Source organism: Pantoea sp. GbtcB22, from assembly GCF_019091025.1.
Taxonomy (GTDB): Bacteria; Pseudomonadota; Gammaproteobacteria; order Enterobacterales; family Enterobacteriaceae; genus Pantoea; species Pantoea leporis.
Window position 1 is genome coordinate 1,537,536 of the sequence record NZ_JAGXKB010000001.1, and the last position, 17,715, is coordinate 1,555,250.

General features: G+C 54.8%; 15 protein-coding genes. 4 read left to right on the plus strand and 11 right to left on the minus strand.

Features of this window, described 5'->3' with window-relative positions:
• Positions 1-7: 7 nt before the first annotated feature.
• A complete protein-coding gene (locus tag KVT28_RS07270; RefSeq protein ID WP_217547398.1) occupies positions 8-568 on the plus strand; it encodes a DUF3251 domain-containing protein in 561 nt (186 codons plus the stop codon).
• Between the two features lie 58 nt (positions 569-626).
• Here the strand turns inward: KVT28_RS07270 and secF are convergent, their stop codons facing one another.
• From secF to queA, 5 genes are read right to left on the minus strand one after another with little or no spacing between them, the layout of a single operon-like run.
• Complete coding sequence (gene secF, locus KVT28_RS07275) at positions 627-1,595, minus strand: protein translocase subunit SecF (RefSeq protein WP_101762444.1); 969 nt, start codon at positions 1,593-1,595, stop codon at positions 627-629.
• Positions 1,596-1,605: 10 nt separating this feature from the next.
• Complete coding sequence (gene secD, locus KVT28_RS07280) at positions 1,606-3,453, minus strand: protein translocase subunit SecD (protein WP_101762445.1); 1,848 nt, start codon at positions 3,451-3,453, stop codon at positions 1,606-1,608.
• 25 nt (positions 3,454-3,478) lie between these two features.
• The gene (yajC, locus tag KVT28_RS07285; protein WP_008103990.1) at positions 3,479-3,811 is read right to left on the minus strand and encodes a preprotein translocase subunit YajC; all 333 of its coding nucleotides are present in this window, start codon (positions 3,809-3,811) and stop codon (positions 3,479-3,481) included.
• Between the two features lie 24 nt (positions 3,812-3,835).
• Positions 3,836-4,960, minus strand: a complete 1,125-nt coding sequence (tgt, locus tag KVT28_RS07290; protein WP_217547401.1) for a tRNA guanosine(34) transglycosylase Tgt — start codon at positions 4,958-4,960, stop codon at positions 3,836-3,838.
• 34 nt (positions 4,961-4,994) lie between these two features.
• Positions 4,995-6,065, minus strand: coding sequence for a tRNA preQ1(34) S-adenosylmethionine ribosyltransferase-isomerase QueA (queA, locus tag KVT28_RS07295; protein ID WP_210081249.1), 1,071 nt, complete (start codon positions 6,063-6,065; stop codon positions 4,995-4,997).
• A 183-nt stretch (positions 6,066-6,248) separates the two neighbouring features.
• Here queA and KVT28_RS07300 point away from each other — a divergent pair, with 183 nt between their 5' ends.
• The 3 genes from KVT28_RS07300 (at position 6,249) to KVT28_RS07310 (ending at position 9,173) form a co-directional block, all read left to right on the plus strand.
• Complete coding sequence (locus KVT28_RS07300) at positions 6,249-6,830, plus strand: ACP phosphodiesterase (protein ID WP_217547403.1); 582 nt, start codon at positions 6,249-6,251, stop codon at positions 6,828-6,830.
• A gap of 92 nt (positions 6,831-6,922) precedes the next feature.
• Positions 6,923-8,173, plus strand: a complete 1,251-nt coding sequence (locus KVT28_RS07305; protein WP_217547405.1) for a mechanosensitive ion channel family protein — start codon at positions 6,923-6,925, stop codon at positions 8,171-8,173.
• A gap of 190 nt (positions 8,174-8,363) precedes the next feature.
• Entirely contained in the window at positions 8,364-9,173 is an 810-nt protein-coding gene (locus KVT28_RS07310) for an inositol monophosphatase (RefSeq protein WP_101762449.1), read from the plus strand.
• 334 nt (positions 9,174-9,507) lie between these two features.
• Here KVT28_RS07310 and proY read toward each other — a convergent pair whose 3' ends face one another.
• The 6 genes from proY to phoB form a co-directional block, all read right to left on the minus strand.
• Entirely contained in the window at positions 9,508-10,863 is a 1,356-nt protein-coding gene (gene proY, locus KVT28_RS07315) for a proline-specific permease ProY (protein WP_101762450.1), read from the minus strand.
• A gap of 67 nt (positions 10,864-10,930) precedes the next feature.
• Entirely contained in the window at positions 10,931-12,250 is a 1,320-nt protein-coding gene (gene brnQ / locus KVT28_RS07320; protein WP_101762451.1) for a branched-chain amino acid transporter carrier protein BrnQ, read from the minus strand.
• 402 nt (positions 12,251-12,652) lie between these two features.
• Complete coding sequence (locus KVT28_RS07325) at positions 12,653-13,756, minus strand: cobalamin-independent methionine synthase II family protein (RefSeq protein ID WP_217547408.1); 1,104 nt, start codon at positions 13,754-13,756, stop codon at positions 12,653-12,655.
• 166 nt (positions 13,757-13,922) lie between these two features.
• Complete coding sequence (locus KVT28_RS07330) at positions 13,923-14,849, minus strand: PstS family phosphate ABC transporter substrate-binding protein (RefSeq protein WP_217547410.1); 927 nt, start codon at positions 14,847-14,849, stop codon at positions 13,923-13,925.
• Positions 14,850-15,506: 657 nt separating this feature from the next.
• Positions 15,507-16,817, minus strand: coding sequence for a phosphate regulon sensor histidine kinase PhoR (gene phoR / locus KVT28_RS07335; protein WP_137385254.1), 1,311 nt, complete (start codon positions 16,815-16,817; stop codon positions 15,507-15,509).
• A gap of 20 nt (positions 16,818-16,837) precedes the next feature.
• Entirely contained in the window at positions 16,838-17,527 is a 690-nt protein-coding gene (phoB, locus tag KVT28_RS07340; RefSeq protein ID WP_007887040.1) for a phosphate response regulator transcription factor PhoB, read from the minus strand.
• Between the last annotated feature and the right edge of the window lie 188 nt (positions 17,528-17,715).

Consider the following 17,715-nt stretch of genomic DNA (forward strand, 5'->3'; position numbering starts at 1 on the left):
ACATTGCATGACGATCAGGACGTTTTGGGCTCCGGCAGCACTCTCTTTGCTGGTTCTCAGTGGTTGCAGTTCAACGCCGGTTTCACCGCAGGTCAAAGAGTTGCATCAGGAGGTGAGTCAGCTTAATCAGCAGATGCGCAAGCTGACCAATCAGGCAACGGCGCTGGAGATTCAGGGACAGCTGAACAGCCAATCCACCCAGGGCGCGTGGCTGTTGCCGCAAGCCAATACGCCGGTGGAGTTACAGACGCAGCTAGGTAAATTGCGTTTGTCACTCTCGCAGGTGGCGGGTGAAGCCAGCGGCAGTCGCGCCAATCTGAATATCCGCTCAACCGATGATCAGCCGATTCCGGCACTGCGCGCGACCGTGGTATGGGGCGAAATGGATCCGGCCAGCGGCAAACCGCTTAGCGCGGGCAGCCTGAGCCAGACCATCGAGGTTCCTGCACAGTTAATGCCGCGCAGTTCCGTTAGCGTACCGCTGCGACTCAGCGGGTTAACTCCGGAGCAACTCGGCTACGTGCGCGTGCACGATGTTGAGCCTCCAGCGACGAAAACCACGCCCTGATCGACAGGCATAAAAAAACGGGCTGCCAATGGCAGCCCGTTTACTTTCTGACTCCGCGTTACGGCAGAATCGAAGGCTGATCTGCGCCCTCTTTTTCCACTTTCTGTACCAGCATATGTTCACGCTTCATGCCGAGTTTCAGCGCCAGCGCTGAAGAGACATAAATCGATGAAATGGTACCAATGGTGACACCGATCAGCATGGTCAGTGAGAAACCTTTCAGCAACGCACCACCAAACACGAACAGGATCATGATCATCGCCAGCGTGGTGATGGAGGTGATCAAGGTACGGCTCAGCGTCTGGGTCAGCGACACGTTAGTGATGTCGTAAGAAGAACCGCGGCGGATCTTGCGGAAGTTCTCACGAATACGGTCGGATACCACGATCTTATCGTTAAGCGAGTAACCAATTACCGACATCAATGAAGCGACTATCGTCAGGTCGATTTCGACGTGCGCCAGCGACAAAATGCCACAGGTGATGATCACATCGTGCGCCAGCGCCAGTACGGTGCCGAGCGCTAAACGCCACTCAAAGCGGAAGCCGATGTAGATCAAAATCGCAATCAGCGCTGACAGAAGCGCCATCGCACCGGCCTGCGCCAGATCGCTACCCACGCTTGGGCCAACGAACTCGATACGTTTCACGGTAGCGTTCTGCTGCGTGGTCTGGCTAATGGAAGCCAGCACTTTATTGCCCAGTTCGGTGCCGGCATTGCCGGTGGCCGGAGGCATACGCACCATCACATCACGGCTGCTACCAAAGTTCTGCACCAGCGGCTCTTCAAAGCCCGCTTTCACCAAACCTTCACGCAGCGCGTCGAGATCCGCTGGTTTTTCCAGGTTAATCTCAATCACCGTTCCGCCGGTAAAGTCGAGGCCCCAGTTGAAGCCTCGCACACCGACAATGACGATAGATGCCACAATCAGCAGACCGGAGATGATGAAAGCCAGCTTATCCCAGCGCATAAAGTCGACGACTTTACGACCGTGGTTTAGCTGCTCAATACTATATTCCTGTGCCACAACGCACTCCTCAGATAGACAGCTTGTTGATGCGTTTGCCGCCGTACACCAGGTTAACGATGGCACGGGTGCCGACGATAGCGGTAAACATTGAGGTTGCGATACCGATAGCCGTAGTAATCGCAAAGCCTTTGATTGAACCGGTACCGACCGCATAAAGAATGATAACTTTGATCAGCGTAGTGACGTTGGCATCGACGATACTGGAGAAGGCGCCTTTATAGCCTTCATGAATCGCCTGCTGTACCGAGCGTCCGTTACGCAACTCTTCTTTAATACGTTCGTTAATCAACACGTTAGCATCGACCGCAACCGCCAGCGTCAGCACGATACCGGCAATACCCGGCATGGTGAGCGTCGCGCCTGGCAGCAGTGACATGATGCCGACAATCAGCACCAGGTTACACAGCAGCGCGCTGGTAGCGATAAGACCAAACTTCTTGTAGAACACCACCATGAACAGGATCGAGGCAATCAAACCCCACAGGCAGGCTTCGAGGCCTTGTGTGATGTTCTGCTGACCCATGGTTGGGCCGATAGTACGCTCTTCTACAATCTGGATTGGCGCAATCAACGCACCCGCGCGCAGCAGCAGCGACAGCTGACGTGCTTCGTTTGCATTATTGATACCGGTGATACGGAAGCTGTTACCGAGGCGCGACTGAATGTTCGCCACGTTAATCACTTCTTCCTGTTTCACCAGAATCGACCGGCCGTTGGCATCTTTCTTACCGCTGTCTTTGTACTCCACAAACAGGGTCGCCATCGGCTTACCGATGTTGTCCTTGGTGAAGTTGGACATCATGTTGCCGCCCGCGCCATCCAGTGAAATGTTCACCTGCGGCTGGTTGTACTCATCCATGCTCGACGTGGAATCAGTGATGTGATCACCGGTCAGAATCACACGCTTGTACAGCACCACTGGCTGCCCGTCGCGGGTTTTCTTCACTTCCGAATCGCCGGGCACACGGCCGCTGGCCGCTGCGGTTGGATCCACGCTGGTGTTCACCAGACGGAATTCCAGCGTGGCAGTTGCGCCCAGAATCTCTTTCGCGCGCGCGGTGTCCTGAATACCCGGCAGTTCCACCACGATGCGGTCAGAACCCTGACGCTGCACCAGCGGTTCGGCAACGCCGAGCTGGTTCACACGGTTACGCAGAATGGTGATGTTTTGCTGCACCGCATATTCACGCGCTTCGCTCAGACGCGCATCACTCATCACCGCACGCAGCGCATCGCTGCCCTGGCTTGAGATCACCAGATCACGGTGGCGAGTAGACAAGTAGCTGATTGCCGCATCACGGCTGGCGCCGTCACGGAAACGCACTTCTACGCCATAGTTCGCGATTTTATTAACGGTGGTATACGGAATGCTTTTGTCGCGCAGATCGCTGCGCAGGCTGTCGGCGTTCTGCTCTTGCAGTTTGCCCAGAGCCGTATCCATATCCACTTCCATCAGGAAGTGAACGCCGCCGCGCAGATCAAGACCGAGTTTCATCGGTTCCGCGGACAGCATGCTCAGCCAGCGAGGCGTTGCCGGCGCAAGGTTAAGGGCCACAATGTAGTCTTCGCCCAGCGCGCTGGTGAGTGCATCACGCGCGCGCAGCTGTCCATCCTGCGTTGCAAAGCGGGCCAGAATGGCACCATTTTCCAGAGCGAGGGATTTGCTCTCGATATTGTCTTGTTTTAATACGGTCTGGATCTGATCCAACGTTTGCTCACTGGCGGCGCCACCGCGCGCACCAGTGATCTGAACGGCCGGATCCTCACCATAAAGGTTAGGAAGCGCATAGAGCAGGCCGACGAGAATCACGACGACCAGCATGATGTACTTCCACAAAGGATAACGGTTTAACACGGCAGTTCCCTTCGGGAAGAAAAAATTACAGCGCCTTCAAAGTACCTTTCGGCAGAACGGCGGCCACGAAATCACGTTTAACAACTACTTCAGTGGTGTCGTTCAGGGCAATAGAAACATAGCCAGTTTCTGCCACTTTGGTCACACGGCCAACTAAACCACCGCTGGTCAGCACTTCATCACCTTTAGAGATGGAATCCATCAGTTTCTTGTGATCTTTAGTACGCTTCTGCTGTGGACGCAGAATCATGAAGTAGAAGATCAGACCAAATACCACCAGCATGATCACCAGAGAATACGGACTTCCCTGAGACGGTGCGCCTGCTGCGGCTACGGCGTCAGAAATGAAAAAGCTCATTAAATTTCCCTCATTGATGAATTATCAGACGTTCAGCGGAGGAACCGCCTTCCCCGTCCGTTGGTAGAACTCGCTAACAAAGTGCTCTAATTTACCCTCTTCGATAGCCTTACGTAAACCGGCCATCAAACGCTGGTAATAGCGCAGATTGTGAATCGTATTCAGGCGTGCGCCCAGTATTTCGTTACAGCGATCAAGATGATGCAAGTAGGCGCGGCTATAATTGCGACAGGTGTAACAATCACACTCTGCATCCAGCGTTGCGGTGTCATCTTTATACCGGGCATTACGAATTTTCACCACGCCATCGGTAACAAACAGATGACCATTGCGCGCATTGCGCGTTGGCATAACGCAGTCAAACATATCGATACCGCGGCGAACGCCTTCCACCAGATCTTCTGGCTTGCCGACGCCCATCAAATAACGCGGTTTGTCTTGCGGAATTTGCGGACAGACGTGCTCCAGGATTCGGTGCATGTCCTCTTTAGGTTCACCCACCGCCAGGCCGCCCACAGCGTACCCATCAAAGCCAATCTCTACCAGAGCTTTAACCGAGACATCTCGTAAATCTTCGTAAACACCACCCTGAATAATGCCAAATAATGCATTTTTATTGCCGAGTGAATCGAAGCGATCGCGGCTGCGTTGTGCCCAGCGCAACGACATCTCCATCGAACGTTTGGCGTAATCCCAATCCGCCGGATATGGCGTACATTCGTCGAAGATCATCACCACGTCAGAACCGAGATCGAACTGAATCTCCATCGACTTTTCCGGATCGAGGAAAATCGGATCGCCGTTGATCGGGTTACGGAAGTGCACGCCCGCTTCGGTGATCTTACGGATATCGCCAAGGCTGAACACCTGGAAGCCGCCGGAATCGGTAAGGATCGGTCCTTGCCAGTTCATGAAATCGTGCAGGTCGCCGTGCAGTTTCATGATCTCCTGACCTGGGCGCAGCCACAGGTGGAAGGTGTTGCCGAGCAGGATCTGCGCGCCGGTCTCTTTCACTTCTTCCGGCGTCATGCCTTTCACCGTGCCGTAAGTGCCCACGGGCATAAATGCTGGGGTTTCAACAACGCCACGATCAAAGACCAGACGGCCACGGCGCGCGCGCCCGTCGGTAGTATCTAATTCAAATTTCACATTAACCTCTGATCAGAGAAACAGTCTGATTCAATTATGCGCCGACGCTTTCGTCAGGCGCTTGTGGATTACGGGTGATGTACATCGCATCCCCGTAGCTAAAGAAACGGTACTGCTCTGCCACCGCGCTGTGATAAGCCGCCATGGTGTGCTGATAACCAGCAAAGGCCGAAACCAGCATAATCAGGGTCGATTCCGGCAGATGGAAGTTGGTGATCAGCGCATCGATCACCTGATAGTGATAGCCGGGATAGATGAAAATCTGTGTGTCATCGAAGAAGGGTGCAATCAGCGCATCCTGGCTGGCCTTCGCGGCGCTCTCCAGCGAACGTACTGAGGTGGTGCCCACGGCGACCACTTTGTTGCCGCGTGCTTTACACGCCAGCACCGCATCCACCACATCCTGCGGCACTTCCGCGTATTCGGCATGCATGATGTGATCCTCGATGGTTTCAACGCGCACCGGCTGGAAAGTCCCGGCACCGACGTGCAGTGTGACAAACGCCATCTCGACGCCTTTAGCTTTCAGCGCTTCCAGCAGCGGCTCGTCAAAGTGCAAACCGGCGGTCGGTGCGGCGACGGCGCCGGGACGCACGCCGTACACGGTCTGGTACAGCTCACGGTCAGCATCTTCATCCGGACGATCAATATACGGCGGCAGCGGCATATGGCCGACGCTGTTGAGAATATCCAGCACCGCGCGATCGTCTTCGAAGGCGATCTCAAACAGTGTGTCATGGCGCGCCACCATCGTGGCTTTGACACTTTCGTCATCGCCCAGCAGCAGCGCTGCGCCCGGCTTGGGCGCTTTGGAGGCGCGCACGTGCGCCAGCACGCGCTTATCGTCCAGCATGCGCTCAACCAGCATCTCGATTTTGCCGCCGCTGGCTTTACGCCCAAAGACGCGCGCCGGAATCACGCGGGTGTTGTTGAACACCAGCAGATCGCCCGGATTGAGCTTATCCATCACGTCTGTAAATACGCCGTGGCTTAACGCGCCGCTTGGACCATCCAGCGACAGCAAGCGGCAACCGCTTCGCTGCGCCTGCGGATAGTGGGCGATTAAGGATTCTGGCAACTCAAAGGTAAAATCGGCTACGCGCATGCTTCACTTCTTCAGGACTTAAAATCAGGCGGCATAGTCTAGCGGAAAAGCGGCAAATTCTGAACAACTGGCTGCGCTTCTGTGATTCTGCGAATACACAAAATAATTCGAGGTACAGGCAGGCGGCAAACGAGAGCAGCTCCCGCACCTGTAACTTGAAGTATGACGTGTATATAATGCGCCATGAACTTTCTCGCTCACCTTCACCTGGCGCAGCTGGCTAACAGCTCTCTGCTGGGCAATCTCATGGCCGATTTCGTACGCGGCAACGTGCAATCACAATGGCCTGCATCGGTGGTGGATGGCATTGCCATGCATCGTCGCCTCGACGCCCTGACCGATAACCTGCCCGAAGTGCGGATTGCGCGTGCGCTATTTCGTCCGGAAACGCGCCGCGTGGCCCCCATCACGCTCGACGTGATTTGGGACCACTTCCTCGCGCTACACTGGGATGAATTCCACCCAACGCAGTCGCTGGTGGCGTTTACCGCGGCGGCTGAACAAAACATCGTGCCGCAGCTGGCGGGCACGCCGGAAGGTTTCATCGAGCTGAACGCAGTGATGTGGCGCGAACGCTGGTTTGAGCACTATGCCGAACCAACGCGGCTGGCACGCGTGCTCAACGGCATGGCGCATCGCCGTCCGCGCTTAGCCGCGCTGCGCGACTCCTATCAGGATTTTGTTGATCACTACGAGCAACTTGAGCCGCTGTTCTTCCAGTTTTATCCGCGCTTAATGGCCGCCGCGCGCGCGCAGGAATTGTAATATTAGGTAATTCAAGACCCGTCTGTTGGACGGGAAATTTCCCATCACCTACCCTGCGTGACCTTAATCTTCGTCACACTCAGGGAAATCTCATGCAGCATCTTATTGCCAACCGGCTCGCAGAAGCCGGTCTTAGCTACACGCACATCCTGGCGTTGGGGATAGTGATTGCCATTATCTTTGCCATCTCACTGCTTACTCACGCCATTCTGCACCGCGCTATCTTGCCGCTGCTGCGTCGCTACACCGAGAAAAGTAGCCGTCAGTGGCCAAAAGCGCTGATTAACAGTCGCCTGTTTAGCCGCAGCGTCTGGCTGATGCAAGGTGTGCTATTCAAATTACAGACTGAACTCTTCCTGCACGACAGTGCTCAGATCTATGCAGCGCTGCTGATTTTCGCCCAGCTGTGGATGATGATCTTCGCCCTGCTGATGTTGTTCTCCTTGCTGGATTTACTGCAGCAGCTCAGCGCGAACAGCATGCTGGCACAGCAATTGCCGCTGCGCGGTATTATCCAGAGCGTGAAATTGATCGCCGCCATTTTAATGGTAATCATGATTATTTCGCTGCTGTTGGGTAAATCGCCCGGCGTATTGATCACCGGACTCGGTGCCATGACCGCGGTGCTGATGCTGGTATTTAAAGATCCAATTCTGGGTCTGGTGGCCGGTATTCAGTTAGCGGCCAATAATATGCTGAAAATGAATGACTGGCTGGAAATGCCGAAATATGGCGCGGACGGTGCGGTCATCGATATTTCTTTAACCACGGTAAAAGTGCGCAACTGGGATAACACCATTGTTACCATTCCCGCTTACGCCTTAATTTCCGACTCCTTTAAAAACTGGCGCGGCATGTCGGAATCCGGTGGGCGTCGCATTAAGCGCAGCATTCATATTGATACCACCAGTATTGGCTTCCTTGATGATGCCATGATGCAGCAGCTGAAAAGTGCGCATCTGCTGGCACCGTATCTGGATAGCAAAAGCGAAGAAGTGGCCGCATGGAATGCGCAACTGGGCTGTGATTTAGATTCGCCACTCAACGGTCGCCGCCTGACGAATATCGGTACCTTCCGCGTCTGGCTGCAGAGCTGGCTGGAGCAGCATCCGCGTATTCACAAAGAGATGACGTTAATGGTGCGGCAGTTAGCGCCAGGTGAAAACGGTCTGCCGCTGGAAGTGTATGTGTTCACCAACACCACGGTGTGGAAAGAGTACGAGAATATTCAAGCGGATATCTTTGACCATATTTACGCGGTGCTACCTACTTTTGGTCTGCGCGTCCATCAATCGCCAACCGGTAATGACATGCGTCAAATTGGCGTAAGAACCCGCCACTAAGGCTTCATCCCGTATTACCCGCCAGTAAGAAGAAAAATTTCACTGGCGGGCTTTTCCCCCTCTTGTCACGCGCAGCCATCTGCGGCTTAATGAAGCCTTTCTTAACTTTTGTTAACTTCGTCACACAGCCAATACGCCATTTTTGGCGTCTGTTGTTGCTTCGCCAGCCTGAAAATCATAAGAGGGAAAGATGTCATCAGCTTCGCTTACCGAACTCGACGCACGTTATCATTTCGCCTGTGATGTTGCCAAAACCGCCGCCAGCCGGGCTCTATCCTGGTATCAACAACGTCATCAATTAGTGGTTGAGCATAAGAAAGATCTGCAGGATGTGGTCAGCGAAGCCGATCGCAACGTTGAGGCCTTGGTCAAGCATCTGATCCACGAACGCTTTCCTGACGATGCGGTGTTGGGTGAAGAGAGCGGCGGCAATACTGCTGGCGCACGCTTTATCTGGGTGCTCGATCCGATTGATGGCACCAGCAGCTTTCTTAACGGCTTGCACAACTGGTGCGTATCGCTGGCGATCGTTTGTGAAAACGAAGCGGTGATTGGTGTGGTGTGCGATCCCAATCATCATGAAACCTTTCACGCCTGCCGCGGCAAAGGTGCTTGGGTTAATGATAAGCGCATTCAGGCGCACAGCGCGCAGCAGCTCGATCAGGGATTGCTTGGTCTGAGCAGCTCCAACAGCCAACCGATTGAACCGCTGACCACTTTTATCAGCGCATTACTGGCGCAGGGCGGCATGTTTATCCGCAACGGCTCGGGGGCGTTGATGAGTGCATGGGCGGCGGCCGGTCGCTTAATTGGTTACTACGAAGCGCATATGAATCCGTGGGATGGCTTGCCGGGCATTGTGCTGATGCGCGAAGCGGGCGGCATTACCAACGATTATCTGGCTAATCACGGCTTGCAGAACGGCAATCCGGTGCTGCTGGCTAATGCGGTGATTTATCCGCAGCTGAAAGCGCTGCTGCCTGGGCATTTATCGTTATAATTTCCGTAATCGGTTAAGTTCGTTAATTTATGCGAACTTAACCTTCATGCAAAATTACTTAAGCGCGCTGTAAGTAATATTCTATTCCGAAGTGAGAATTTTCTCTTTTTTTCTTAAACATCCCGGCATCAATAAAAATACGATATGCTGCGCAAGTCAAACATCCCTTAGTAATACTTATTTTCTCCTTTTTTGTTGTTCTTTTTCGGCGCCAGGATGCGCCGAGATATTTTTCGGCATTTTATTATTTCGGGATGGCGTGATTATTTTTTAATATTATTTTTAATCGTCATCGATAAAAAAGGTCGCCATCAATGGCGACCTTACAATATCATCAGCTTTTACGCTTTTTCACTAGCGGCCACGCCAGTAATAGCAGCGCAATCCACGCAAAACCAACGTACAGCGACACGCGCGTATCCGGGAAGTAACCAATCAGCCCAATAATGAAGGCCAGGAACAGCACGCCGAACCATGCGGTGGCGCTACCGCCCGGCATGGCAAAATCCAGCTTACCGGCTTGCTCTTTGCCAATCTTGCGGCGGAAGGCGATCTGCGACAGCAGAATCATGATCCACACCCAAACGGTAGCAAAGGTCGCCAGCGAGGCGATCACCAGGAACACTTTCTCTGGCATCAGGTAGTTGAGATACACCGCAATCAGCATCGCCAGCATCATCACCAAAACGGTCACCCACGGAATTCCGCGATTCGAAACCTTCTGGAATACCTTCGGTGCGTGGCCCTGTTGCGCCATGCCGTGCAGCATACGCCCCACGCCAAACACATCGCTGTTAATCGCCGACAGCGACGCCGTCAGCACCACGAAGTTAAGAATTGATGCCGCCGCCGCAATCCCCAAATGCTGGAAGGTCAGCACGAACGGACTGCCAGAAGTGCCCACCTGATTCCACGGATAAATCGACATGATGACGAACAGCGTACCAACGTAGAACACCAGAATACGCATCGGTACGGAGTTGATGGCGCGTGGAATCGAGGTCTTCGGATCTTCCGCTTCACCGGCAGTAATCCCGATAATCTCAATGCCGCCGTAGGCAAACATCACCATCTGCAGTGACAGCAGCATGCCGACAATGCCGTGCGCGAAGAAGCCGCCGTTGGTCCACAGATTGTGAATGCCGGTCGGCTGGCCGCCGTTGCCGATGCCCCAGAAAATCATGCCGAAGCCGGCGAGAATCATGATGATGATGGTGGCGACTTTGAAAAAGGAGAACCAGAACTCCACTTCGCCAAAGACTTTCACGCTCATCAGGTTGATGGCGCCGATAATCAGCACCACGCTCAGCACCCAAATCCAGTGCGGCACATCGGGGAACCACACGCCCATGTAGATACCAAAAGCCGTTACGTCGGCAATCGCCACAATCAGGATTTCAAAACAGTAGGTCCAGCCGGTGATGTATCCGGCCAGCGGGCCAAGATAATCCTGCGCATAGCGCGAGAAGGAGCTGGCCTGCGGGTTGTTGACCGACATTTCCCCCAACGCACGCATGATGATGTACGCCACCGCACCGCCGATGATGTACGCCAGCAGCACGCTTGGACCCGCCATTTTGATGGCATCTGCCGAGCCGTAAAACAGCCCGGTGCCAATCGCCGATCCCAGCGCCATAAAGCGAATGTGGCGCGTGCTCAGTCCGCGTTTGAGCTTATTGGTTTCTTGCATAACACTCAGTACCTTGAAAATGAAAAACCACGGGCAAGCCCGTGGTTGGAATTAACAGCAATGTCGCTTACTGATGAACCGCGACCTGCTCACGTCCTTTTGCCCGATCAACTACCGCGGCAATCACCAGCATCGCCAGCGATGGCGGCAACCAGGAAAGTCCCTGATCGGCCAGCGGCAGATGCTGGCTGAACAGCGGCAACACATCTTTAAAGCTGGTGGTTTTGATGGCATCAACGATACCGAACAGCAGGCTTACCAGCATGGTCGGCGCGATAATACGCGAACTTTTGTTCCAGAACTTCAGCGTGAAGCTCAGCACCACCAGCACGATGCATGGCGGATAAATCGCCGTCAGCACCGGAATCGAAATCTGAATCAGATGGCTCAGACCGAGATTCGACACCACCATCGAGAACAGACCCAGAATAAATACCAGCGTTTTATACGACAGCGGAACATATTGCGCAAAGAATTCTGCACAGGCGCAGGTCAGGCCCACCGCCGTCACCATGCAGGCGACGAAGATCAGTGCCGCAAGGAAGAAGCTGCCCATGCCGCCGAAAGTCTGCTGCACATAAGCATGCAGAATTTCAGCACCGTTCGCGCTTTGCGCCACTAATGCGCCGCTATCGTTACCGAGTTTGAACAGCGTCAGGTAAATCAGCGTCAAACCGATACCGGCGATGATGCCCGCCAGCATGGTATAGCGCGTCAGCAATTTGGCATCTTCCACACCGCGTGAGCGCGCCGCATTGACGATGACGATACCGAACACCAGCGCTCCCAACGTATCCATGGTCAGATAACCATTAACGAAACCGCTGGAGAAGGCGGCACGCTGATACTCTTCGGTGCCCGGCGAAACGCCACCGGCCGGCCAGATCAGCACGGCAACGCCGAGCACAATCAGCGCCAGAATTTTCAGCGGAGCGAGGAAGTGGCCGACGGTATCCAGCAGTTTGCCCGGATACAGTGAGATGCCAATCACCAGCGCGAAGTAAATCAGGCTGTAAATGAACAGCGGCAGCGTGCCGTCGCCGGTCAGCGGTGCAATACCTACGGCAAAGGAAACGGTGGCGGTACGCGGCGTGGCAAACAGCGGGCCAACAGCCAGGTAACACACGGTCGCCAGCAGCAAGCCTGCGGCTTTACCAATCGGCGAGCTCAGCGCATCAATGCCGCCGCCCACACGCGCCAGCGCGATGACGGTGATCACCGGTAAGCCAACAGCCGTAATCAGGAAGCCGAAAGCCGCAATCCAAACGTGTTCGCCAGACTGAATCCCCACCATCGGTGGGAAGATGATATTTCCTGCGCCAACGAACAGGGCAAACGTCATGAAGCCCAGCGCCAGGATATCCTTGGAGGTTAAACGATGTGTCATAAACTTCTGTACTGCCTGTAGCTGATGTTGCGGTGGAAGTTGAGTTCGTGTTGTCCTCTGGATGCGCTAAAACAAGGGCTTATCAGGCAAGACCAGCGTGTTATGCGGGACTAATCGTTAAAGCGCAGGTGATTTAATCTACTTTTCTTCTGTTCGCAGAGGGATAAATCGACAACGGCGCAAATTAGAACGTTTATAGCGAAGAAAGGCAATACAGGATCGAAAAACCAGAAGGATATAACAAGATAGTGAGATAAAGCAGTGAATCACGGTGGAATAGCGGCAAAACACCTCAGATGATTTGCTAAATGTTTCCTCGACGCGAGAGATCTCTTTGCATAAATCAGCTTGCAGATGCACAAAAGGCGCGATTTACGCGCCTGTTTGGCTAACTTTACAGCATTACCAGACTGTTCTTGCTATATCGACCACCAGACGAATCTTCTGCCACTGCTGCTCTTCGCTCAGGCTGTTGCCCTCTTCGGTTGAGGCAAAGCCACACTGCGGGCTAAGGCAGATTTGATCAAGACTCACGAACTGTGCTGCTTCCTGCAGACGCGCTTTCACCTGCTGCGCATCCTCAAGCTCGCCGGTTTTGGTGGTGATCAAACCCAGCACCACTTGCTGATGACCCGGCTTGAGGAAGCGCAGCGGCTCAAAACCACCTGAACGTTCGTTGTCATACTCAAGGTAGAAAGCATCGATATTCACGCCGCCAAACAGCACTTCGGCGACCGGCTCATAGCCACCTTCGGAAATCCAGGTTGAGCGGAAGTTGCCGCGACACACATGCAGCCCAACGGTCAGATCCTCTGGCTTACCTTCCAGTGCAGTATTCAGCACTTCAGCATAGATGCGCGCCAGTTCCTGTGGATCTTCACCACGCTCGCGGATCTGCTGCTGCTGTTCGGTTGAGCACAGATAGGCCCACACCGTGTCATCCAGCTGCAGATAACGGCAGCCAGCCGCATAAAACGCTTTGATGGCGTCTTTGTAGGTCTGCGCCAGATCGGCGAAGTACTCTTTCAGATCGGGATACACCGTGGCATCGATCACCTTACGGCCACCGCGGAAGTGCAGCACGCTTGGGCTGGGAATGGTCATCTTGGCAACCGCATCGCCCGCCACGCTTTGCAGGAAGCGGAAGTGATCCAGCATCGGGTGTTGAGGATTAAAAGCCACTTTACCAGTGACTTTCACGCCGTGCGCTTTGGTCTGCACGCCGTTGAACTGAATGCCCTGCTCCGCTTCGAACAGCTCGACGCCGTGCAAATCGCCAAAGAAATCGAAGTGCCACCAAGCGCGACGGAATTCACCATCGGTAACGATCTGCAGGCCGTTGGCACGCTGCTGCTCCACAACATGGCGGATTTCGCGATCTTCAACCTGACGCAGTTGATCAGCGTTGATTTCGCCATTGGCAAACTGCACACGCGCCTGCTTGATGGCTGCGGGACGCAGAAAACTGCCGACGGTATCGGCGCGGAACGGGTTATGACGTGGCATTTTATCTCCTGGCTGAGCGCATAGTTGCGTCAGGGTATAATTTCGCTGGGTTATTTCAGCCATCTGGACGGCTATACGTCCAGAAAGAATGCCACGCCGTTACCCTTTCGGCAACGGAAGAAAATTCAGCTTGCATGAAACTATTTCATGTTCAGATGCACGTTCTTCAATTTCCCTCAATTGCCGCTCGCGCTTGCGCCATCTGGCTATCTGACAACGGCAGATAACCCGCTTCGCTCACCCGACGCTGACCTTGTGGCGATAACACCTGATGCAGAAAGGCATTCACCAGCGGCGGCAGCGGTTTGCCGGGTGCTTTGTTGACGTAGATATAAAGCGGGCGCGACCACGGATAGCGGCCGCTGCGTATCGATTCGGCATCCGGCATCACGCTGTCGCCGTTCGCCGTGACCACCGGTAGCATTTTCACGCCGCTGAGATGAAAACCAAAACTGGCATAACCGATGCTGTTGGGTGTGGCGGCAACGGCTTGTACCACCGCCGCAGAGCCGGGGAATTCAGCGACATCAGCACGGAAATCACCTTTGCACAGCGCCTGCTGCTTAAAGAAGCCCCACGTTCCCGACGCCGAGTTGCGGCCATAGCGCTGGATGCTGCGCGTGGCCCACTGGCCTTCGCTCAGGCCGAGATCGCCCCAGCGCTGCGGCACCTGTTGCCCACCGCAAAGACGCGTGATGGAGAACAGCGCATCGAGTTGTTGCGGCGCGATGCGCGGCAGTGGATTGTCCTGATTAACCACTACCACCAGCGCATCCATCGCCACCGGCACCGCCAGCGGCGGATAGCCGTAGCGCGCGTTAAAAAGTTGACGTTCGTCGATCTGCATCGGCCGGCTCATCGCGCCCAGCTGGGCAGCACCTGCCGCCAGCGCCGTCGGCGCAGTAGAAGATCCCGCCGCCTGCACCTGAACGTTGACGCCCGGCGACTGGCGGCTGAAATCCTCGCCCCATAATGTCATCAGATAACCCAGCGTATCCGATCCAACGCTGCTCAGATTGCCGGTTAGCATGGTTTGTTGGCCGTGTGCCAAAGCAGAGCAAAGCAGCAAGAGGGAGATCAGCAGCGATTTCATTGGCGATTCCGCAATTCAGTAAGACGCCTATTCTGGAGCGGTGCGATTTATCACGCAATACATTGCGTATGGGTTGTTAATGAGGCGGGAATTGGTCTCCATGAATGGCGTAATGCTTGTCAGTTAAACCAACGACGAGTGCGCAGGCCGGTGTCACTTTTGGTCCGGCGGTCCTCGCGCCGCTTACGCGGTACCTTCACTTCGCTCGTCTGCCTGACGGACCGGCGGAGACGGGACTTCCTTGTCCCGGCTCCGCCTTTCGCCCGCGTCCTGCGGGCTCTCCTGGCTTCCTCGCTTCGTTCAGCGCTGCGGATTGCCGGGCCAAAAGTGCCCCCGGCCTGCTCATAAGCTTCAGTGCGTGTTGTTGAAAAGGACTCATTCGCTTCAGGCGCTGGCGCGTCTGCTGCGGCAAAAGGGCCATTCGCAGCGCTGAGGCTTTTACGTTGGGCCAGGAGCCTCGCGCATGGATGCGCGAGGCAGTTCGGGGTCGGCCAGGGAAGGCCGATCCGCGAACGGTCCGTCGGCACAACGTGGAAGCCGAAGGTACCGCGCTAGCGGCGCGAGGACGGCCCGTGACGCAGCAGATGTGTCAGCGCCCGCACCAAAAAGGCTTTATTAACTGATAAGTATGGCGCCATGAATAGCGATCCTACGACCTTAATTAACCCGCTCTTGCATCACGTTAGCCACAATCAAGCGTGGCGGCAGCAGGAAGCTGAAACAGGTTTCCTGATGCGGCACGCTGGTGATCTCCAGCCGCGCGTTGTGATGTCCCAACGCATGCTTCACGATCGCCAGCCCCAATCCGCTTCCGCCGGTGGCGCGCGAACGCGCTTTATCCACGCGATAGAAACGCTCGGTGAGGCGCGGCAGATGCTGCTCGCTAATGCCCGGCCCGTCATCGCACACCTTAAACTGCGCGCCTTGTTTAGTGCGCAGCCAACTGATGTCGATGCGCGTGCCATCGGGCGTGTGATTCACCGCGTTGTAGACCAGATTGGAAATGGCGCTACGTAGCTGCTCATCATTGCCGAACACTTTCAGATGCGGATCGGTATGAAAATGGATGGTGTGACGTCCCTGACTCAGCGTTTCCGCTTCACGCTGCAACAGCATCAGCATGCCCGGCACATCCACCGTCTCTTTGAGATCGATGGCTGGCGCCGCTTCGATACGCGACAAGGTCAACAACTGCTTCACCAGGCTGTCCATGCGGCGCGTCTGCTCTTGCATGGTATGCAACGCCTTGCTGCGCGTGCGCTCGTTCATCACCGAGTCGTCCATCATTTCCAGATAACCCTGCAATACCGTTAACGGCGTGCGCAGTTCATGACTGACGTTAGCAAAAAAGTTGCGTCGCGCGCCTTCCAGCTGGTGCATCTGGGTGACATCACGCGCCACCATCAGCCACTGACCTTCGCTGTAAGGCATCACGCGGAATTCCATATGATGCTGATTATTGAGGATCTGGGTCAGCGGCATGTCGAACTTGCGCTGACGGATATAGCGGGAAAACTCAGGATAACGCAGCAAATTGAGGATGTTCTGACCGTTATCTTCCGGCCAGCGCAAGCCAAGGTGCTGCTGCGCCAGGCCGTTGCACCAGAAAATAGTGCCCTCTTCGGTGGTCAGCACCACCGCATCCGGCAGCGATTCTGCCCCGCTGCGGAAACGTTTGATCAGATTGCCCAGCTCGCGGCGACGCCGCCGGTTGCGCAATTGCATCTGGTACAGGCCATAAAACAGCGGTTCCCAGCTGCCGCGTCCGGTGGGCGGCGTCATTGAACGATCGACCCACAGCCAGTGCGACAGACGCATCAGATTTCTGAAGTGCCAGAACATCACGCCGGTCACCGCAATCAGCAGCAGCCACGGCAGATATCCGAACAACAGACCCAACACCAGCGCAGGTAAACAGACCAGCGCCAGCTCGGTCAACAATCTCTTCCAGGAGAGTCGTTCCAGCACGGTAAACACTCCGTTTACGTTTAATAGCGGGCAGAGAAACGATACCCTGTTCCGCGCACGGTTTGAACCATGCGATCGTGGCCGGTTAATTCCAGTGCTTTACGTAAACGGCGAATATGCACATCGACGGTGCGATCTTCGACATACACATTGGTGCCCCAAACATGGTTCAGCAGCTGTTCGCGGCTGTACACGCGTTCCGGGTGGGTCATAAAGAAGTGCAGCAGTTTGTACTCGGTCGGTCCCATCTCCAGCGGCGTGGTTTCCGACATCACACGATGTGAGGAAGGATCAAGGCTCAGGCCCTGCATCTCAATCACCTCTTCCACCGCCATCGGTGAAATACGGCGCATCACCGCTTTGATACGCGCCATCAGCTCTTTCGGTGAGAATGGCTTGGTGATGTAATCATCCGCGCCCACTTCCAGACCGCGCACGCGATCTTCTTCTTCACCGCGCGCCGTCAGCATCATCACCGGAATGTCGCGCGTCATGGCTTCGCGCTTCAAATGCTTAATAAACTGAATCCCGCTGCCGCCGGGCAACATCCAGTCCAGCAGAATCAAATCAGGCCAGGGTTCGATCAGCTTACCAATCGCGCTGTCATAGTCTTCCGCCTCAATAGGCTGGTAATCATTCTGTTCCAGCACGAAACATAACATTTCACGGATGGGAGCTTCGTCTTCCACAACCAAAATGCGCTTAGCCATTGTAACTCCTGCTAGTGTGACACCGTGTCACTGGGATTTGCGGCGCCATTATGCGTCAGTTTTGTGACACTTTTATGAAAACACCGCCCTAAGATAGATAGATAAAAAACAGAAATGTCACAATAAAATTCTGCTTTTTTTCTTTGTGATCTTAAGTGGTTATAATTCGCCTTCGCTAAACAGAGCAC